Source organism: Pseudomonas sp. GW822-FHT04H02 (genome assembly GCF_058800645.1).
The window spans coordinates 785589-804720 of sequence record NZ_JBXAMM010000002.1 but is presented as its reverse complement, the minus strand read 5'-3'; the positions used below and the strand labels follow the sequence as shown (position 1 = coordinate 804720).

Annotated in this window: 17 protein-coding genes; 3 read left to right on the top strand and 14 right to left on the bottom strand. The window is 64.4% G+C overall.

Annotated features, from left to right (window positions below; translation table 11 throughout):
* Positions 1–152: 152 nt before the first annotated feature.
* Positions 153–1301, bottom strand: a complete 1149-nt coding sequence (gene yiaY / locus AC1RMG_RS10485; protein WP_011059741.1) for an L-threonine dehydrogenase — start codon at positions 1299–1301, stop codon at positions 153–155.
* Between the two features lie 158 nt (positions 1302–1459).
* Between yiaY and AC1RMG_RS10480 the strand changes: the two genes are divergently transcribed.
* The gene (locus AC1RMG_RS10480; protein WP_041752724.1) at positions 1460–2479 is read left to right on the top strand and encodes a DUF4917 family protein; all 1020 of its coding nucleotides are present in this window, start codon (positions 1460–1462) and stop codon (positions 2477–2479) included.
* 109 nt (positions 2480–2588) lie between these two features.
* On the opposite strand, the gene AC1RMG_RS10475 is transcribed toward AC1RMG_RS10480, so the two are convergent.
* Entirely contained in the window at positions 2589–3131 is a 543-nt protein-coding gene (locus AC1RMG_RS10475; protein ID WP_053156739.1) for a helix-turn-helix domain-containing protein, read from the bottom strand.
* A gap of 161 nt (positions 3132–3292) precedes the next feature.
* Between AC1RMG_RS10475 and AC1RMG_RS10470 the strand changes: the two genes are divergently transcribed.
* On the top strand, positions 3293–4075 hold the full coding sequence (locus AC1RMG_RS10470) for an aldolase (RefSeq protein ID WP_011059738.1): 783 nt from the start codon (positions 3293–3295) through the stop codon (positions 4073–4075).
* 31 nt (positions 4076–4106) lie between these two features.
* Entirely contained in the window at positions 4107–4994 is an 888-nt protein-coding gene (locus tag AC1RMG_RS10465) for a dihydrodipicolinate synthase family protein (protein ID WP_011059737.1), read from the top strand.
* A gap of 69 nt (positions 4995–5063) precedes the next feature.
* Here the strand turns inward: AC1RMG_RS10465 and AC1RMG_RS10460 are convergent, their stop codons facing one another.
* The 12 genes from AC1RMG_RS10460 to AC1RMG_RS10405 all read right to left on the bottom strand — a co-directional run bounded on the left by AC1RMG_RS10460 (position 5064) and on the right by AC1RMG_RS10405 (position 19010).
* Complete coding sequence (locus tag AC1RMG_RS10460) at positions 5064–5597, bottom strand: hypothetical protein (RefSeq protein WP_011059736.1); 534 nt, start codon at positions 5595–5597, stop codon at positions 5064–5066.
* The gene (locus tag AC1RMG_RS10455; protein ID WP_019094812.1) at positions 5597–6241 is read right to left on the bottom strand and encodes a hypothetical protein; all 645 of its coding nucleotides are present in this window, start codon (positions 6239–6241) and stop codon (positions 5597–5599) included. The genes AC1RMG_RS10460 and AC1RMG_RS10455 overlap by 1 nt, the downstream gene beginning before the upstream one ends.
* 272 nt (positions 6242–6513) lie before the next feature.
* The gene (locus AC1RMG_RS10450) at positions 6514–6852 is read right to left on the bottom strand and encodes a YegP family protein (RefSeq protein ID WP_011059734.1); all 339 of its coding nucleotides are present in this window, start codon (positions 6850–6852) and stop codon (positions 6514–6516) included.
* Positions 6853–6914: 62 nt separating this feature from the next.
* On the bottom strand, positions 6915–8246 hold the full coding sequence (locus AC1RMG_RS10445) for an LLM class flavin-dependent oxidoreductase (RefSeq protein ID WP_019094811.1): 1332 nt from the start codon (positions 8244–8246) through the stop codon (positions 6915–6917).
* Positions 8247–8259: 13 nt separating this feature from the next.
* Entirely contained in the window at positions 8260–9687 is a 1428-nt protein-coding gene (locus tag AC1RMG_RS10440; protein WP_026020181.1) for an MFS transporter, read from the bottom strand.
* 130 nt (positions 9688–9817) lie between these two features.
* Positions 9818–10567 carry a tRNA-dependent cyclodipeptide synthase gene (locus tag AC1RMG_RS10435; protein ID WP_011059731.1) on the bottom strand — a complete coding sequence of 250 codons (750 nt, stop codon included), beginning with the start codon at positions 10565–10567 and terminating at the stop codon, positions 9818–9820.
* Positions 10568–10571: 4 nt separating this feature from the next.
* Entirely contained in the window at positions 10572–11348 is a 777-nt protein-coding gene (locus tag AC1RMG_RS10430; RefSeq protein ID WP_011059730.1) for a 2OG-Fe(II) oxygenase, read from the bottom strand.
* 292 nt (positions 11349–11640) lie between these two features.
* Positions 11641–12711 carry an aliphatic sulfonate ABC transporter substrate-binding protein gene (locus tag AC1RMG_RS10425; protein WP_053149494.1) on the bottom strand — a complete coding sequence of 357 codons (1071 nt, stop codon included), beginning with the start codon at positions 12709–12711 and terminating at the stop codon, positions 11641–11643.
* A 163-nt stretch (positions 12712–12874) separates the two neighbouring features.
* Complete coding sequence (locus tag AC1RMG_RS10420) at positions 12875–15343, bottom strand: TonB-dependent receptor plug domain-containing protein (RefSeq protein WP_011059728.1); 2469 nt, start codon at positions 15341–15343, stop codon at positions 12875–12877.
* A 25-nt stretch (positions 15344–15368) separates the two neighbouring features.
* Entirely contained in the window at positions 15369–15866 is a 498-nt protein-coding gene (locus tag AC1RMG_RS10415) for a RidA family protein (RefSeq protein ID WP_493169157.1), read from the bottom strand.
* An 88-nt stretch (positions 15867–15954) separates the two neighbouring features.
* A complete protein-coding gene (locus AC1RMG_RS10410) occupies positions 15955–17532 on the bottom strand; it encodes a flavin monoamine oxidase family protein (RefSeq protein ID WP_015634470.1) in 1578 nt (525 codons plus the stop codon).
* Between the two features lie 266 nt (positions 17533–17798).
* Positions 17799–19010 carry a dipeptidase gene (locus AC1RMG_RS10405; protein WP_161466765.1) on the bottom strand — a complete coding sequence of 404 codons (1212 nt, stop codon included), beginning with the start codon at positions 19008–19010 and terminating at the stop codon, positions 17799–17801.
* Positions 19011–19132 lie beyond the last annotated feature (122 nt).

Below are 19132 nucleotides of genomic sequence, written 5' to 3'. Positions count from 1 at the left end.
CTCCTTGTGACAGGCGGATAGAGCGCCATTTCAGGTCGCACTATCCTCCGCGGCGCGGGCGCTTTCAACGCCGGGAGCAGGTGCTCGGGAGTCTGTGGTGCCGGGCGTGCGGATGAACCCTTCGCTGGCTTGCCAGCGAAGGGTCCCGTCCCTCAGAACGCGTTGCGGAAAATCTCCTCGATCTGCCGCTGATCCGCCGGACGCGGGTTGGTCAGGCCGCAGGCATCCTTGAGGGCATTGGCCGCCAATAGCGGAATGTCCTGCAACTTGGCGCCCAACTCGCGCAAACCGGCGGGAATCTCCACATCACGGGCCAGGGTGCGGATCGCCGCGATGGCCGCCTGGGCGCCCTCTTCCGGGCTGAAACCGCGAATGTCCGCTCCCAGCGCGTGGGCCACATCGGTCAGGCGCTGGGCGCATACCGTGGCGTTGAAGCTCTGCACATGGGGCAACAGCACCGCGTTGCACACGCCATGGGGCAGGTCGTAGAAGCCGCCCAGCTGGTGGGCCATGGCGTGCACGAAACCCAGGGACGCATTGTTGAATGCCATGCCGGCGAGGAACTGCGCATAGGCCATGTTCTCCCGTGCCAGCAGATCGTTGCCGTCGTGCACCGCCTGGCGCAGGTTGGCGCTGATCATTTCCACGGCCTTCAGGGCGCAGGCATCGGTGATGGGGTTGGCGGCGGTGGACACATAGGCTTCCACCGCGTGGGTCAGGGCATCCATGCCGGTGGCGGCGGTCAGGCCCTTGGGCATCGCCACCATCAGTGCCGGATCGTTCACCGACAGCAACGGCGTGACGTTGCGGTCGACGATGGCCATTTTCACGTGGCGCGATTCGTCGGTGATGATGCAGAAACGGGTCATTTCGCTGGCAGTGCCGGCGGTGGTGTTGATGGCGATCAAGGGCAGTTGCGGCTTGGCCGACTGGTCGACGCCTTCGTAATCGCGGATCTGCCCGCCATTGGTGGCACACAGGGCAATGCCCTTGGCGCAGTCATGGGGCGATCCGCCGCCCAGGGAGATGACGAAATCGCACTGTGCCTGCTGCAATTGCGCCAGGCCCTGCTCGACGTTGGCAATGCTCGGGTTGGGCTTGGCACCGTCGAAGATCACCGAATCGATGTCCTGCATGGCCAGCTTCTCGGCCACCATGCTGGCCACGCCAGCCTTGGCCAGGCCCGTGTCAGTGACGATCAGCGCCTTGCGAAATCCATAGTTGCGGATGGCGCTCATGGCCTCGTCGAGACAGCCGATGCCCATGATGTTCACGGCTGGAATGAAAAAGGTGCTGCTCATCAGAAGGTCTCCCGGCGAATGCCGATTTCACGGTGTCGATGCAATGTTTGCCAAACAGGATCGACCGATCGCTCACCGGCGTTGTTGATCTGGCTCAAGGGTCGGTCGTGATAAAGTCGCCAGCCGAAATACCTCCAGCCTTGAGACCGATGACCGCGATGATGGATTTCCAGGAATTTGATGCCGAACTTGAAGACTGGAACGCCCTGGGTGCCAGCACACCGTTCAGTGGCCTGCTGATCGGCAACGGCGCCAGCCGTGCCGTGTGGGAAGACTTTGCCTACGACTCACTGTTCGAAAACGCTCGCACAGTGGAAGAAAAACCCCTCAGCCAGTCCGAGCTCAGCGTATTCGAGGCCCTGCAGACCCGCAGTTTCGAGCAGGTACTGGGCGCCCTGAAAACCACCAGCCGAGTCAACAAGGCCCTGGCAGTCAGCTCGGCGGCGCCGCGCAATCGCTACTACGCCATCAAGGAAGCGCTGATCAACACCGTGCACGCGGTGCACATTCCCTGGCGCCTGGTCCAGGAGCAGAGCCTGGCGGCGATCAACCAGGAACTGCGGCGCTATCCCACGGTGTTCACCAGCAACTATGACCTGCTCAACTACTGGGCCGTGCAACAGGACAGCCAAGGCATCGACGACCTGTTCCACGGTGCCGATCCGGCCTTCGAACTGGGCAGCGCCCCTAGCGCCCCGACCCGCATTCTCTACCTGCATGGCGGCCTGCACCTGGTGCGCAACCTGGACGGCAGCGCGCGCAAGCTGACCTCCACCGAAGGCACCCTGCTGGGCAGCTTCGCCATCAACAACACCCTCAAGACCCTGGACGACGTGCCGCTGTTCGTCAGCGAGGGGCCGCTGGCGGACAAGCTCAAGACCATCCGCAGCTCGGATTACCTGTCGTTCTGCTACCAGCAGTTGCTGGATCACAGCGGCGCGCTGTGCATCTTCGGCCACAACCTGGGGCCCCAGGACAGCCACCTGGTCCAGGCGATCCGCCAGTCGGCGACCCAGACCCTGGCGATCTCCATCTACCCGCGCAGCGCGGCGTTCATCCAGCACCAGAAACGCCACTACGCCAAGCTGTTCGAAGGCCTGGACCTGAGTCTGCGTTTCTTCGACTCCAAGACCCACGCCCTGGGCAACCCGGCCCTGTCGGTGCCCGTGGAGCGCTGAGCACTCCCGCCCTGTAGGAGCTGGCTTGCCAGCGAAGACGTCCGCCAGGGCGATGCATGTCTTGGTGCCCATTCGCCAACCAGCCGGCTCCTGGCGGTGCTGAACGCCTTCAGTCCTCGCTGCTGTGCACCACCACCAGCAACTGCGCCTGCTCGTCCCCCACGGAACGGATGCGGTGGGGTTTCTGCGCATTGAAGTGCAATGCATCGCCACGGTTGAGAATCACCCGTTCGTTCATGAAGTCCACTTCCACCTGGCCTTCATGGACAAACAGGAACTCCTCCCCCAGGTGTTCCTTGAAGGTCTTGTCACTGAACTCTTTGGCCGGATAGATGATGAACGGCAGCAGATTGCGTTCACTGACCTGATGGGCCAGCACCGCATATCCCGGCGTCTGCCCGTTGGCTGCCAATGACTGGCGCTGGTCGCTGCGCACCAGGCTGTAGCTGTCGAGGCTGATGCTGTCCTCGGCGAACAGTTCCTCGACCTTGACGTTCAGCGCCTTGGCCAGCTTCAACGCGGCAGCGATCGACGGCGTGTTCAGCCCGCGCTCGACTTTCGACAGATAGCTCTTGGTCATCCCGGATTTCTCGGCCAGGGCTTCCAGGGTCACGCCCAGTTTTTTTCTCAGTAATTTCAAACGGATAGACATGTAGAGCGGTTAATCCATCTAGAAAACAACGATTGGCGCTTGCCAATGACACAAAGTGTCATATAGCCTCTTAAGTGTCATCGCGATTCACCAAGCGCCGTCGCAAGCAGCAGGTGAAGCGCAGATCCGACGTCCATTGCACTTCTCAAAGGACCTTCGACATGGCCAAGACATTAGCATTGCCCAAAGACCAACTGGTCAAGCAAGCCCTGACCCAGATGCAAAATACCCTGGCGGATAATACGTGGACCGACCGACAAAAGCTGGCCCTGACCTGCCGCATTCTGTTCGAGAACGGCCACGACTCGGGCCTCGCCGGGCAGATCACCGCCCGCGGCCCGCAACCCGGCACCTACTACACCCAGCAACTGGGCCTGGGCTTCGATGAAATCAGCGCCAGCAACCTGCTGCTGGTCAACGAAGACCTGGAGGTCCTCGAAGGCCACGGCATGCCCAACCCGGCCAACCGCTTCCACAGCTGGGTGTACCGCGCCCGGCCGGACGTGAACTGCATCATCCACACCCACCCGACCCACGTCGCCGCGCTGTCGATGATCGAAGTGCCGCTTGCGGTGTCGCACATGGACCTCTGCCCACTGTACGAGGACTGCGCCTTTCTCGAAGCCTGGCCAGGGGTGCCGGTGGGCAACGAAGAAGGCGAAATCATCTCCGCCGCCCTGGGCGACAAGCGCGCGATCCTGCTTTCCCACCACGGCCAGCTGTCCACCGGCGCGAGCATCGAGGAAGCCTGCGTGATCGCTCAACTGATCGAGCGTGCGGCCAAGCTGCAACTGCTGGCCATGGCCGCCGGCACCATCAAGCCGATCCTCCCGGAGCTGGGCCGCGAAGCCCACGACTGGATTTCCAAGCCCAAGCGCCACAGCGCCGCCTTCAACTACTACGCTCGGCAAAACCTGAAAAAACACGCCGACTGCCTGAACTGATCCACCCCTTATGCCTTGCAGGAGTTGCACCATGCCTACTACCCAGATCCACGGCATCATCGGCTACACCGTCACCCCCTTCGGCCCCAACGGCGAAGGCCTGGACCTGGACGCCCTCGGGCGTTCCATCGACCGCATGATCGACGCGGGCGTCCACGCCATCGCCCCCCTGGGCAGCACCGGCGAAGGCGCCTACCTGAGCGACGCCGAATGGGACCAGGTCAGCGAGTTCAGCATCCGCCACGTGGCCAAGCGCGTGCCGACCATCGTCAGCGTCTCCGACCTGACCACCGCCAAGGCCATCCGCCGCGCGCGTTTTGCCGAAGCCAAGGGCGCCGACGTGGTGATGGTGCTGCCCGCCTCCTACTGGAAGCTCAGCGAAGCCGAGATCCTCGCTCACTACCAGGCCATCGGCGCCAGCATTGGCGTGCCGATCATGCTCTACAACAACCCGGCCACCAGCGGCACCGACATGTCGGTGGAACTGATCCTGAAGATCTTCCACGCCGTGGAAAACGTCACCCTGGTCAAGGAAAGTACCGGCGACATCCAGCGCATGCACAAGCTGCAACTGCTGGGCGAAGGCCAGGTGCCGTTCTACAACGGCTGCAACCCGCTGGCCCTGGAAGCTTTCGCTGCCGGTGCCAGTGGCTGGTGCACAGCGGCGGCGAACCTGATCCCGCAGCTCAATCTCGACCTCTATCAGGCCGTGCTGAGCAACGACCTGGCTCGCGCCCGGGCGCTGTTCTACCGCCAGTTGCCGCTGCTGGACTTCATCCTCAAGGGCGGTTTGCCGGCCACGGTCAAGGCCGGGCTGGAACTCGCCGGGCTGCCCACCGGCGAGCCGCGCAAGCCGGTATTCGCGCTGAACGAGAGCGGTCGCCAACAGTTGCAGACGCTGCTGCAGAGCCTGGGTTGATTTCCTGAAAAAAAAGCCCGGACGGCTGACACCGTCCGGGCTTTGGCATGTGCCGCGTCCAAGCGTGGCTCAGTGACTGTCCAGCGCCACCGGGGCCTGGGCCTTGAACTGCGGGTCCTGCAGCATCTGCGCAATGAAGTCGTCGGTGATGCGCCGCACATGCTGGTATTGGCCGCCATCAGTGTTGGCCCAACCACGCCAGGAGCGGGTCTGATTGCTGACCCGATACTTGGCCACCTCCTGGTCACCGCGGCTGACATGGAACATCACCTGGCTGTCCCAAGTGGTCCGGCCCGGCACGATAAACAAGGTCATGGCACTGAGCAGCCCCATGGGAATGTTCTGCCAGCCAAAGTAATCACTGTTGGCCATCACGATCACGTTGTAGCCATCGGCACTGAACCCCGGCTGCACCTGCTCGAAGGTGCCGCGACGACGCAGTTCGTCACGGATCAGGCCGGCAGGGATGGCCCCCATCACACTGACGCTGATCGCCGGTAGCCGCTGCTGATAATCCACCTCGGCCGGCTTGAGACTGTGGCTGGTCTGGCAACCGCCAAGCCCCAGCATCAGCACCATCAAAAACCACAATTGACTACGCATTACAGATCCCCCGACAGCATGGCCTTGAGCATCGACGCCTTGGGCCCCTGCTCCCTGACGATCAACGACGTGACCTCCTCCATCTTCTCCAGATCGACCCGTTGCAGGTTCGGCACCTGCGGGTATTTGGCGCGCACCAGGGCAGCGTCGCGCTCCAGGTGGTCGCTGTGCAGAAACACGCACTTGGCCCCCGACGCCGACAGGCAGCCGGCGCGAAAATCACCCAGGTAATAAGCCTTGCCGGCTTCCAGTTCCAAGGGGATGGAGAAATCTTCGCGGCTCCAGGCGGTGGCGTTGCCGCGGTCGAAGTGCAGGTTGTAGATCTCGTAGCGCCCGGGTTTGAGCGGCATCACGAACAGGCTGCCGATGCCGTGCCAGGTCTCGCGCACATCCCGTGGCGTGCGGCCGTAGATCTGGTTGTACAAGCGCGCCGAGGCGAACCCGTCACCGCCGCGCGGGCGAATCAGCAGCATTTGTTCGTTGGCGGTGTGCACCGCCTTCGGCCAGATGCCGACCACCCCCACCACATAGGCCACCCCCGACTGCGAGTCGGGGCGCATGCTCTCGGCAACTTTCGTGGAAGACAGGCTGTAGCAACCGCTCAACGCCAGCAGCGCGGCGAGTAATACGAGAGGGCGAATCATGAGGTCGCAGATCCCTTGGACAATGATTGATAACGTCAACCAGAGTGCCAGGCCTGCCGAGCGCCCGGTGACGGGCGCGGAGGATAAGGCAAATGATGGCATTGCGCCATAACTCCGTCGCCAATCGGCTGGCGGCCTGCCAGATCACAATACGCTGCCCTCGCCCGGCCTCCAGGCAAATGCCAGGTGCTCGTGAAAACCCGCTGGCAGCACAAAGCCCGAACGCTGCCTGGGTTCGGGCCTGGTGCTGTCGAGGGTGTGTGGAGCCGGGCCTAAACGGACGTCAGGTCCTTGATGTTGTGGCTGGGGCCGTTGGCCTTGACGCTGGCGATGCCCTTTTCCCGGGCCGCTTCCGAGGAATAGGTTTCACTGTTGCCGATTATCTGGTGGTTGGCCGCCTTGAGGTTGAAATAGGGTTTGCCATCCTTGGCGCTCTTGCGCTCGTAGCGCTCTTCCAGGGGACTGTTGGCCTGCACCGAGGCGATGCCGTTCTCGGCTGCGGCGCGGGTGGTGTACTGCTCGCTGCTGAGAATGACCTCGGCATTGGCCGCCTTGAGCACGAAGCGAAACTGGCCGTTGCTGCTTTTCTTCAACTCATACCATCCGGACATGCTGTAGCTCCTGGGTTGATCGATGGGCGTTGCGCCTTGAGAGTAAAGACTCTTTCAGCCATTCAGCCATTGCCCCGGTGGCTGAAGAAACGGTTTTCCACCCGCGCCAGCCCCAGGTGTTCACGCAGGCTGTGGCCGGTGTAGCGCTGGCGAAACAGACCCCGGCGCTGCAGCTCGGGGGTAATCAGTTGCACGAAATCGTCGATGGCCCCCGGCAGATGGGTGAACAGCACATTGAAGCCGTCGGCGGCGTATTCCTGGTACCAGGTAGCCAGCTCATCGACGATCTGCCCCGGCGTGCCCACCAGTACCTTGTGCCCGCTGGCCGACAGGCTGCGCAGCAGTTGCGCCAGGCTCGGCCGCTCCCGGCGGATCAGTTCCTGCACCAGGTGCCGGCGGCTTTTATGCCGCTCGGTGGGGGCGGCGTCGTCCAGCAACGGCACCTGCGCATGCAGGGGCAGATGCGACAGGTCGATACCCAGGTCCAACAGGTAGGACAGGGCCTTGAGCTGTGCCTGGGGGTCCTGCAATTCCTGCAATTGCTGGTACTTCTCCTCGGCTTCGTTGAGGGTGCGGCCCACCGTGGGGGCGATGCCGGGGAAGATTTTCAACTGCCCGGCATGACGCCCGTAAGCGGGAAGCCGTTCCTTGAGTTCGCGATAGAAAGCCTTGGCCTGCTGCAGGTCGGTCTGGGCGGTGAACACCAGCTCGGCGCAGCGCGCCGCCAGCTCACAGCCCGGCCCGGACGACCCGGCCTGGGCGATCACCGGCCAGCCCTGCAATGGCCGCGGTGCATTCAACGGCCCCTGTACCTGGAAGTGCCGCCCCCGGTGCTGCAACAGGTGCATGCGCTCCGGGCGCAGCCACTGGCCGCTGGCCTTGTCCCGGGGAAAGGCGTCGTCGGCCCAGCTGTCCCACAGCCCGCTGGCCACACTGAAGAACTCCTCGGCCCGAGCGTACCGCTCGGCGTGGCTCAGGGGTTCGGGGTGGTTGAAGTTCTCGCCGCCGACCAGCCCGGTTACCAGGTTCCAGCCAGCCCGGCCCTCACTCAAGTGGTCCAGGGAGGCGAACTTGCGCGCCAGGTTGTAGGGCTCGTTGTAGGAGGTGCTGGCGGTGGCGATCAGGCCGATATGCCGGGTCACCACCGCCAGGGCCGGCAGCAGGGTCAGCGGGTCCCAGCGCAGGCTGTAGGAACTGCGGGCCAGTACCCGCGGGTCCAGGTCCCCCACCGCCACGTTGTCGTTGAGAAACAGGGCGTCAAAACAGCCCCGCTCCAGGGTTTGCGCGTAGTGCCGGTAGCGCTGGAAATTCAACGAAGCATCGGCATCCGCCTGGGGATGGCGCCAACTGCCGCCATGGGCGCCGGAGCCGGAGAGAAAGGCCCCCAGCCCCATCTGCCCGCCGCGCTCAGCCACGGCTGGTGCCCTCCTCGGCCGTCGGCACCGGCGCCGGGGCCGTGCGCAAGAGCAGGCTCACCGAGGCCCAGACCAGCAGCGTGACCACCGCCAGAAAGCCCATCACCGCGCGGTAACCATTGAGAAAGGCGCCCTGGGCATCGTCCAGCGGCGTGGCGGAAAAGTGATGGAACAGCCCCACCCCCACCGCCAGCCCGACACCGCCACCGACGTTGTGCAAGGTCATCAGCGAGCCCATGGCCACCGAGCCCACTTCCTGGGGCACCGAGGAAATCCCCAGCACCGTGGACGGCCCGAGAATGCTGGCCCACCCCAGGCCCATGACGACAAAGGCGCCCAGCAGATAAGGCAGCGAAGTCTGGCCATCGAAACCGGCCTGCAACAACGCCGACAGCACGAACAGCAGCAGCCCGGTCTTGATCAGCAGCGCCGGCCCCTTGCGATCCACCAGGCGCCCCACCAGCGGTGACAGCAGCGCCACCCCCAGGGTGGTGGGCAGCAACAGCAGGCCGCTGGCCTGCACCGTTTCGCCGCGGATCTGCGCCAGGTACAGCGGCATGACGAAAAACGCCACACAGTAGAACAGCGCCAGGCCGAAACTGGCCGCCACCCCGGCAACGAAACGCCGGTTGGCGAACAGCTTGAGGTCGATGATCGGCGCGGCCACCCGCCGCTCCACCGCCAGGAATGCGCCCAGGGCCAGCACCGCCAGCGCCACCAGGGCCAGGGTCAGGGGTGAGCCCCAGCCCCAGCTGCCGCCCTGGACGATCACCAGCACCAGGCTCGGCAGGCCGATCAGCAACAGCAGCGCACCCCAACCATCCAGGCGCGCCCCGGTCTCGGCCGAACGCGACTCCTTCACGCTGAAGCTGCAAATGCCCAGGCTCAGCAGTACGAAGGGCACGTTGATGAGAAAGATCCACTGCCAGCCGAAGGCACTGGTTATCAGCCCGCCCAACACCGGGCCGACCGCCAGCCCCACTCCATTGACCCCGAACAGCACGCCGAAGGCCCGACCCTGCTCGGCGGTCTCGAAGGTGCTGGAGACAATCGCCCCCGAGGCGGTATAGAGCACCGCGCATGCCAGCCCCTGGGCCACCCGCGCGCCGATCAGGGTATCGATCTGCCCCGCCAGCCCGGCCGCCAGGGAGGCCAGGCCGAACACCGTCAGGCCGATGAACAGCACCCGCTTGCGCCCATGCAGGTCGGCCAGGCGCCCCACCAGCACCATGAAGCTCGACAGGGCCAGGATGAAGCCGTTGATCACCCATTGCAGGGCGTCCACCGAGGCCCCGAGGTCGGCCTGCAGGGCCGGTAACGCGGTGTTGACGATGGTGAAATCCACACAGCCGAGAAAACTGGCGATGCTCACACCGAGCAATGCCCACCATTTGCGTTGCTGTTGCGCAAAAACGCTCATGGAAACTCCTTGTCAGTCATAAAAAAACGCTCTGTAGGAGCCCGCTTGCCGGCGAACAGCCCCTTGAGTACGGCAACGCCGGCAGGGGCGCTTTCGCTGGCAAGCCAGCGCCTACATTGATCGCGGCGGATCAGATGGCGATGGCGCCGCTGGTCCAGTTGGGGTGAATGGCGCCGGGCAAGGTGAAGGGAATCGGGATCCCCCGCTTCTTGAACTTCAGGGGCAGCCAGCGCACCCGGTCCGGGCTGTGGGGTTCGATCAGCAACTCGCGGCTGGTGGCCATGGCCGTGGTCATCTGCTGCGGGTAGAGCACGTAGTGGTAACCCTCGTCGGCCCACAGCGGCAGGATGATCGGGATCTCTTCCAGGATGTACTCCCGGCACTGGGCCGCCGCCCGCTCGATGTCCGCGTGTTCGTCACGCAGGCGCAGGCGCTCGGTGAATACGCCGATGGTGCTGTCGATGGCGTCGCGCAGTTCCTCGCGCTGCTGGTAGACCTGGTTCAGTTGCTGGCGCAGCTCGGCATAGCGGTCGCTGGCCAGTTCCTGGTTCCAGCGGGTGATGTGGTACGGCACCCGCAGGCCGTCGAGGATGCTCTGGTTGCGCGCCAGCCAGGCATCGCCATCGCGGATCGCCGCCGACAGCGCCTCCCCGGGGGACTTGCCGTGCTTGTTGTGGCGTTGCAGGGTATCGGCCACCACCACCTTGACGTGGCTGAAGCCGGACTGGTTGATCAAGTGAATGGTGGACCGCAGCTTCTGGTCCTCGTGATATTCCTGGCCGACGCTGACCGCCAGTACCACGCGCTTGCCGTCGAATTCGTGCTCCTCGCCGCCCTTGTTGAAGTAGGCCTTGAGGTTGATTTCCTGCACCTTGCTCATGAGTTCAGCTCCAGTAGGCCAAAGGCTGGTGTTCGCCGTAGTAACCGATAAAGACCCCGAGGGTGACCCGGGTGCTGCTGGCCGAAGGGCGCACGGCGTGGATCAGCCGCGGGTTGAGGAGGATCAGGTCGCCGGGCTCGGGCTTGACCACGAAATCCGGCGGCGGCAGCAGGTGGCGTTCGATGCCGTAGGCCCGTTCGCCCTTGAGGCGGTTGTACTCCTGCTCGTCCGGCTCGATGCCCCAGATCTCCAGCTCGCCGCCATCCTCGGGGATCTCCAGGTAGATGTTGGTGGACAGCTGGGTCAGCAACTGCGGGCTGTGGCCCTCGGGGGCATTGCGTTCAAGCTTGTCGGTGTGGGGCGTGAGATCGACCCCCGAACCCTGGAAGCGGGCAATGCCGACGAAACACTTCTGCCCGTCCACCTGCAACAGGTGCGCGCCCTGCGGCCAGACTTCGTCCAGCAGCAGGCGCAGTTCGTCGATGGGCGAGGCCAGTGGCCGGAACAGATTGCGGATCTTGCGAATGTTGGGCAGGGCCAGGGCGTGGTATTCGGCCCGGCTCTGCTCATCCTGGATCTCGATATAGGCCTTGCCGACCCGGACGAATTCCTGCTGCTGGCTGAAGGCACTGCGCAGTTCCTGCTGATACAGATGATCCCGCGCCACCTGCAAGGTATCCGGTGGGCAGAAACCTTTGAGCTGGACGCCGTAAGAGCGTTTTTCCACAACATCGAGGATATGCCGCGCTTCAAGTTTGTCGGCCGTAGTGACTGTGAACATGCAAGCTCCCTTAATTCCCTGGAAGTAGCGACGAAGAACAACATCGGTAGAACGTAATAATTTGTTTCAGGGCCACCTTAGGCAGTTGCGATGGCCTTGTGAAATATCCTTTATCTCTAATATCCAAACTTAAAAATGTATCGAAAATCAGGCAAATAGCGGCCACCACAGGCACTTTGAAAGTGCTGCGAGAAGATTATGAAATTTGCTGATAGTTAAATTAAGCGAAGGACATTATTGCTCTTTATTTATTTAAAACCTCCCGAGATCAATTAATAAAACTGCCACACACTCATTCAACTTCATTGAATTGAGCATCCATGTAAGCTGCGGCATCGAAAGTCTTCTGAATAATGCCCTCCTCGCGGTAGAGATCGGCGGTGTGCTGCACGTCCTCCACCACGGCCGGGCCTACGGCGATACGCCGGGGCACCGAGTAGCGATTGGAACGCTCATGCACCTCCACCGGCAAACCGCTGTAGCCGGCCTGGATCTTTGAAAACTCGCTCTGGTGCTGGTTGGCCCAGGCATAGGCACGATCCAGGCGCTGCAGGAAGTCGGCGATCTGCTGCGGCTTGTCGCGAATCGCCTGGTCGTTGGCCACCAGCAGCATGTGCCCGGCGAACAGCCCTTCGCCACTGACCAGCACCCGGCTGCCGCCCTCCATCTGCACCATGCTGGTATAGGGGTCCCAGGTCGACCAGGCATCGGCCTGGCCGTTGCTCAGCAGGCTGCGGGATTCGGCCGGCTGGAGAAAGATGAACTGCGCATCCGCGCCGTGCAGGCCCACCGACCGCAGGGCGGCCAGGGCCAGGAAATGGCCGATGGAGCCCCGGGTGGTGGTGATGCGCCGGCCCTTGAGGTCGGCGGCCTGCTTCAGCGGCGAATCCTCCTTGACCACGATCGCCACCGCGGTCGGCGTGACCTTGAGCTTGATCACCCCCACGGTCTTGAGCGGCGCCCCGGCCGCGGCGGCAAACACAAAGGGCGCATCCCCCAGGCTGCCGATATCCACCGCCCCGGCGGCCAGGGCCTCGGCGGTGGGGGCCGCGGCAGCGAAGGAGGCGAACTCGATGGGGTACGGCACCTGCTCCAGCTCGCCTGCCGCCTGCAGCAGAATCTTCAGCGACTGCTTCTGGCTGGACACCCGCAGCGCCGGCTGCGCCAGTGCACTGCCCAGCCACAAACACAACACCAGCCCTTGCAGGAGCCGGCCTGCCGGCGAACCGCCCCTGCCCCCTGCGCCCTTCATGCCGCCGCCTTCGCTGGCAAGCCAGCTCCTACCAGGTGAACGACCGGCAGGACGCCACGGCTGTAGGAGCCGGCTTGCCGGCGAATGGCCCTTGAACCCTGCGCCGGTCATGCCGCCGCCTTCGCTGGCAAGCCAGCTCCCACCAGGTAAACGACCGGCAGGACGCCACGGCTGTAGGAGCCGGCTTGCTGGCGAATGGCCCTTGAACCCTGCGCCGGTCATGCCGCCGCCTTCGCTGGCAAGCCAGCTCCTGCGAGAGTGATCGTGGTCATGCTCAGAACGCCAGGCTGACGCGGCTGTAGTAGTAGCCGCCGCCCAGGCCATAGGGCGAGAACATTCCGTATTCATAGGTTCCCGCCCAGGCCTTGAGGCCGATCTTGTCCGGGTATACGTCGAACAGGTTGTTGGCGCCCACGGCCACGGTGAGGTTCTGGGTCACGTCGTAGGCCACGTCCAGGTCGGTGATCCACTTGGCGCTGTAGGTGCGATCGTTGCTCGGGATGTTCGAGCCTTCGGTGTACTCGCCAAAGCGGGTCAACTGCAGATTGGTGGTCCAGTCGCCGACCTTGTAGTTGCCGGAGAGGATCCACTTGTCCTTGGGCGTGGATTTAGTCAGGTCGATCTGCTGCTGGCGGTCGAACAGCACATACCCCGCCCCCAGGCGCGACAGGGCCGCCGGGGTGTCCGCCAGGTCGCGGATGGTGGTCTTGTTGTGGTTGTAGGCGACGCTCCATTTCGCCGTGCCGTACTCGCCGAAGGACTGGCGGTAGTCCGCCACCAGGTCCACGCCCTTGGTCCGGGTGTCGGCAGCGTTGGTGTAGTACTGCCCGGCGAGGTTCGGCGAGAGGCCGTTCTCCACCAGGATCTGCGACACTGCCGGGCCCTTGAGGATGCCGGTCTGGAGAATGCGCTTGTCGATGTCGATCAGGTAGAAGTCGGCCGTCAGGCGCAGCCGATCGGTGGGCTCGGCGGTGAACCCCAGGCTGTAGTTGCGCGAGGTTTCCGGCTCCAGGTCCTTGGCGCCCAGCGCCACCGCTTCCGGCGAGTTGGGGCGCATCTGCTTGGTACGCACCGAGGTGGTGGTGCCACCGGCGCCGAATTCGGTGACCGTGCTGGTGGTGGAAAAGACGCTCTGGGCCAGGGACGGTGCACGGAAGCCGTTGCTCACCGCAGCCCGCACCGCGTACCCGGGGAGGAACTCGTAACGGGTGGTGAGCTTGCCGCTGGTGGTGTCGCCTACCCCTAGGTTGTACTTCTCGTAGCGCGCCGCCGCACCGACGTACCAGTTGGGGGTGATGTTCAGGCCCAGGTCGATATAGGCCGCCTCACTGTGGCGCTTGAGGCTGTAGGCATCTTCCGGGGTCGTGCCGTTGACCGAGAACAACCCCGGGTCCGGCACCACACCGGCGAAAGGCCCGGTGTTGGGGACATAGCTACCCTGGTTGTAGGAGTTGGGCTCGCCCTCCTCCAGCGCATATTTCTCCCAGCGGTATTCCACGCCGAAGGAGGTTTCCAGCGGGCTGCTCCAGCCGATGTCCAGGGCCCGGGAGAAGTCCAGGTTGTTGGTCCACTGGTCGAACACCAGGTTGCCCAGGTGGAAGTCGTGCTGGCTGTAGGGGCCATTGGAAATGTTCAGGTTGTTGGCCGTGTCGAGCACGCCGCGATCCTTGCCGTAGGTGCTCGACAGGTCCCAGTCCCAGCCACCGAGCAGGCCCTTGGCACCACCGGCGACCTGGAAATCGGTCTCGTGGATTTCCCGCCGCGCCTGGCCGCCGTTGGGGTAAGGCGCATTGGGAATGCCCGCCAGGCTGGTGATGTCGGTGGGCTTGCGGTGCCCCAGGTCCTTGTTGCTATTGCGGTAGCTCAGGGTCGAGAACGAGTACAGCTTGAGGTCGTCCTCCAGAGGCAGCTCGGCGTTGTAGGCCAGGCTGGTGGTGCGGTCGCGGCCCAGGCCGTACTCGGTGCCCCAGCCCTGGCGATTGCTTTCCCGGGGGTCCGGCGAGCCGTCGGCCTGCTTGAAGTACAGCTGGCCGCTGGCGGCACTGGAGCGCTCGTAGGGTTCCTGCAGCTTGGCGTCCCAGGACAGGTTGATGAAGCCGCCGTTCTCTCCCAGTTTGTTGCCCCAGTTGAAGGCTTCGTGGCCGGTGGTGCCGTCGCCGTCGTAGTACTGGCCCAGGGTGGTGTCGGAGGTCAGGCCTTCGGCATTGCGCTTGAGGATGATGTTGATCACCCCGGCGATGGCGTCGGAGCCGTACTGCGCCGCCGCGCCGTCGCGCAGCACTTCGATGCGCTCGATGGCGGCGGTGGGAATCAGGTCCAGGTCCACCGGCACCGAGGCGTTGCCGACCCGTGCGCCGTTGTTGATCAGCGCCGAGTTGTGCCGGCGCTTGCCATTGATCAGCACCAGCACCTGGTCGCCGCCCAGGCCGCGCATGCTCACCCCGCGCACCAGGAACGCCGTGCCGCCGCCGTTGATGGTCGGTACGTTGAACGACGGCAGCAGGCGCCCGAGCATTTCTTTCAGGCCGTTCTGGCCGATGCTGCGCAACTGCTCGCTGTCGATCACATCGATCGGCGCCGGGCTGTCGGTCACCGTGCGTTGCTGGCTGCCGCGCACCCCGGTGACCACCACCGTGCCCAGGGTTTCGTCGGCCGCCAGCAGTTCGGCGGGCAGCGCCAGGCCCAGCAGGCCAAGGCTCAGGGGGGCCGCGCCGAAGAGGATTTTATGCAAGGAAATACTCATGACTTCAGATCCTTTGACAGGCGGCTCAGCGCGCTCGGGCGGCAACGGTTTCGACTTCGATCAAGGCGCCGGGCAGCACCAGCCCCGCCACCTGCACCGTGGTCCGGGCGGGCTTGAACGGCTGCTTCTGGGTGCCGAAGAACTCGCGGAAGGCCACTTGCAGGCCGTCGAAATCCAGCTTGCCGCCCAGGGCCGGGTCCCCTACCAGGTAGATGCGCAGTTGCACCACGTCCCCCAGGGTCAGGCCCTGGCTGGCGAGGATCGTCTCCACCTTGCGCAGCACCACCCGGGCCTGGGCCTCGGTGTTGCCCTCGGCGTGGATCTGCTCCTTGGACGCCTTGGGATCCACCGGGTCCGGCAGCAGCCCGGAGAGGTAGGTCACCTCGCTGTTGGCGGGCAGGGTCACCGATTGCAGGATCGGCGAATTGGGGTAGCTGGACGGCACGCGCTGGATTCCCGCGGCCCAACTGCTGCTGGCGGCGAACAACAGCCCCAGCCCTACGACGGTGTTTTTCAAAGACATGCAAAGACGCTCCCAAGGTTGTGTGTGCCAGCCTCGGAGGTCCGCTACCCGGCATGGGTTACCGCTGTTGTGTGAGTGCTCGGCTTTTTCAGGCCGTTTGCTGTAGCGACGAGCCTTGCGCCCGTTGGAAAAGTTGCCGCACCACCCGCCGCGCCGCGCCGGCGGCGGCTTCCTGCCAGATGCCCACGCCGCTGTGGGCCAGGCCGTCGCTGGTGAGGTAGACCCGGCCCTGGGGCTGGTTGAGCAGGCCGTAGTCCGGCTCGGCCACTTCATGGCTGATCCAGGGGCCGAAGTTGTAGGGGATCTTGCTCCAGGCAATCACCAGCGGATTGCGCAGTTCCTGGCTGTGCCCGGGGTGCAGGAGCTCCACCGCCTGACGGGAAATCTCGATCTGCTGGGCCAGGGTTTTCTCCCCGAACCGTCGGGCGGTTTCGCCGTTGTTGTAGGCCGCCACCAGCACCCCTTCGGCCTGGTTGAAACCGCCGCTGGGGTACCACAGCCCGGAGGCTTCCTGGTTGATGAACGACAGCCCGCCGTAGATCTGGTACTGGCTTTCCCAGAAGCGCCGCGACTGCCAGGCCACCTTGTTGGCGTAGCCGAACTGCACCGCGCCGATGGCCTGGCGCACCGGGGCGCTGAAGTTGTTCTGCACCTTGGCCAGCAGCGGCAGGGGCAGGCTGCTGATCACGTAGTCGGCCTTGAGGTTGTGGGTGCGGCCGGTGCGCCGGTCCAGGTAGACCACTTCGGCGCTGTCGGCCTGGTTGCTGATGGAACGCACCTCGCTGTGCAGCCGCAACTGGCCTTTCAGGCGCCGGGCAAAGGCCTGGGGAATGCGGTCCATGCCGCCCACCGGCTGGAACATGGTGGGCGAGAACTCCGGGTATTCGTCGATCATCAACGCCGTGGTCAGCGCCGGGTTGAGCAGGGTCTGCAACGGCAGCGGATCATTCTTCTGCGCCAACTGGTCGCCGGCGCCGGGCCAGACCTTGTAGCCGGAGCGGGCCGAACCCAGGTACTCCAGCTTGTCGGAAAGATCACCCCAGGTTTTCAGGAAACTCAGCAGGTTGCTGCGATCGGCTGGTGTCAGCTCCTGATCCAGGGCATGGCGATTGACGGCCTTGGCCAGCAGCTCGGAAAAATGCCCGCGGCTGTCATTGACCGCCTGGCGGATCTGCAACGCCGGCTGGTCAAGGTCCGGACGCACCAGGGCGTTGCGGCTGGTATTGACCAGCACCTCCAGCTCCACCCCCAGCTCGCGGCAGTAGCCGAGCATCAACTGATGGTGGCTGGGCAGGCGGCCGGCCCCGGCATTGAGGTAGAACCCCTCCCCGAATTGCGCGACCTGGGTGCTGCCGTCGCTGTACTCCACCCGATCGCCACCACGCACCGTCCAGTTGCGCCCGCCGACCCGGTCCCGGGCTTCCAGCAAGGTCACCTTGAACCCGGCCTTGCTCAACTCGTAGGCGCTGACCAGGCCACCGATCCCGGCGCCGATCACCACCACGCTGGCGCCCTTGCCCAGCGCCGCCGTGGGCAGCGCCGCGTAGTTTTCCTCGAACGCTTCGGCCGTTGCGCTGGCGCCGAACAGGCCCATGACCGCACTCGCCGCCTGGACCCCGCCGACAGCGGCAATACGGGCGATCAATTGTCTTCTGGTCAGTGGCATGCAAGCGCTCCCTGCTGCGGATGGATAGTGCGTTCGGTTATAGATCGGCGACTTATGCAGTCACTTGGGTCTATGTGAAGCCATCCTAGGGGCGCTTATTTAATAAGAGAAATACATTTTAAGCATATGCAAATATTACTTTGTTTCATATTCAAGCCAAAAGATTCTGCGCTCCGCGCATAGCCCTGCGCCTGGCCGTGCCTGGCCATACTCGCCCCGCCAGGAACCGGCTTGCCAGCGAAGAAGCCCCACGGCTCGCGCCGGCATCAGCGCCCCTTCGCCGGCAAGCCGGCTCCTACGGCCTGGGCGGCGTCGAGAACGCGCAACAAGTTGCCGCCCCAGATCTTCGCCAGGTCCGCTTCGCTGTAGCCCGCCGCCAACAGGCGCTGGGTAATCCGTGGCAGTTGCGCGACATCTTCGAGCCCCTGTACCCCGCCACCGCCGTCCCAGTCGGCGCCGATGCCCACATGATCCGGGCCGACCACTTCCAGGATGTGCAGCAGGTGGCGCAGGTAATCGTCCAGGCTGGCCCTGGGCTGCGGGTAGCGGGCTTCGACCTGGCGAATGCGTTCGGCCAGGTCCGCCACCTGTTCCGGGCTCATGCTCGCCGCCAGACGGAACTCGCGGTACAACGGCCCCAGGGCCTTGTCCCGCTCGGGATTGGGCGCAAGGTTGATCAGGTCGCTGGGAAAGCTGTTGACCTGCACCACACCGCCCCTGGCCGCCAGTTGCCGCAGGCGCCGGTCATCCAGGTTGCGTGGATGGGCGGTGATTGCACGGCTGCTGGAATGGGAGGCAATGATCGGCGCCCTCGACAGCGCCAGGACCTGGTCGAACACCTGGTCCGAGGCATGGGAGACATCCAGCAGTATCCCCAGGCGATTGGCCTCGGCCACCAGCTCCCGGCCCGCCGGGCTCAGGCCGCGCCACTGCGGCAGGGCGGTGGCCGAGTCGGCGAAATCGTTGTTGGCCGAGTGCACCAGGCCGAGCATGCGCAGGCCCTGGCGGTAATAGGTGTGCAAGCGTGCCGGATCGGCGGCCAGGGGCTGGGCGTTTTCCATGCTGATGAAAACCACACGCTGGCCACGGGCGACAATGGCCGGTACATCGCCAGCCGTCAGGGCCAGGGCGAAATCATCGGGGTGGGCGCCCAGCAGGTCGCGGATCCGCGCCAGCACCGCCAGCCCATGTTCGCTGGCCTGGGTCCGGCCTTCGGCGGTGAGCGGCCCCTGGGGGGTGAAAATGGCCCAGAAACCGCCGTCCAGGCCGCCCTCTTTCATCCGTGGCAGATCGACCTGGGACAGGTCGTCCTGGTAGCGATGGCGCTGGGTGATGTCCCAACCGGGGCGGGCCAGTTGCATGGGGGTATCGAGGTGACTGTCGAGCACGATCAGGCGCTGGTGCAGGGCTTGGGCGGGGCTGTCGGCCAAGGCCCAGGGGCTGGCCAGCGCCAGGCACAGCAAGGTTCGGGTAAACATGCGGCCTCCTGGCCAATGAAAGAATTTCCCCCCGGATCGCAAGAGCTGGCTTGCCAGCGAAAGCGTCATCCTGGCCAGCGCAAGGCTTGAGGGCCTCTTCGCCGGCAAGCTGGCTCCTACAT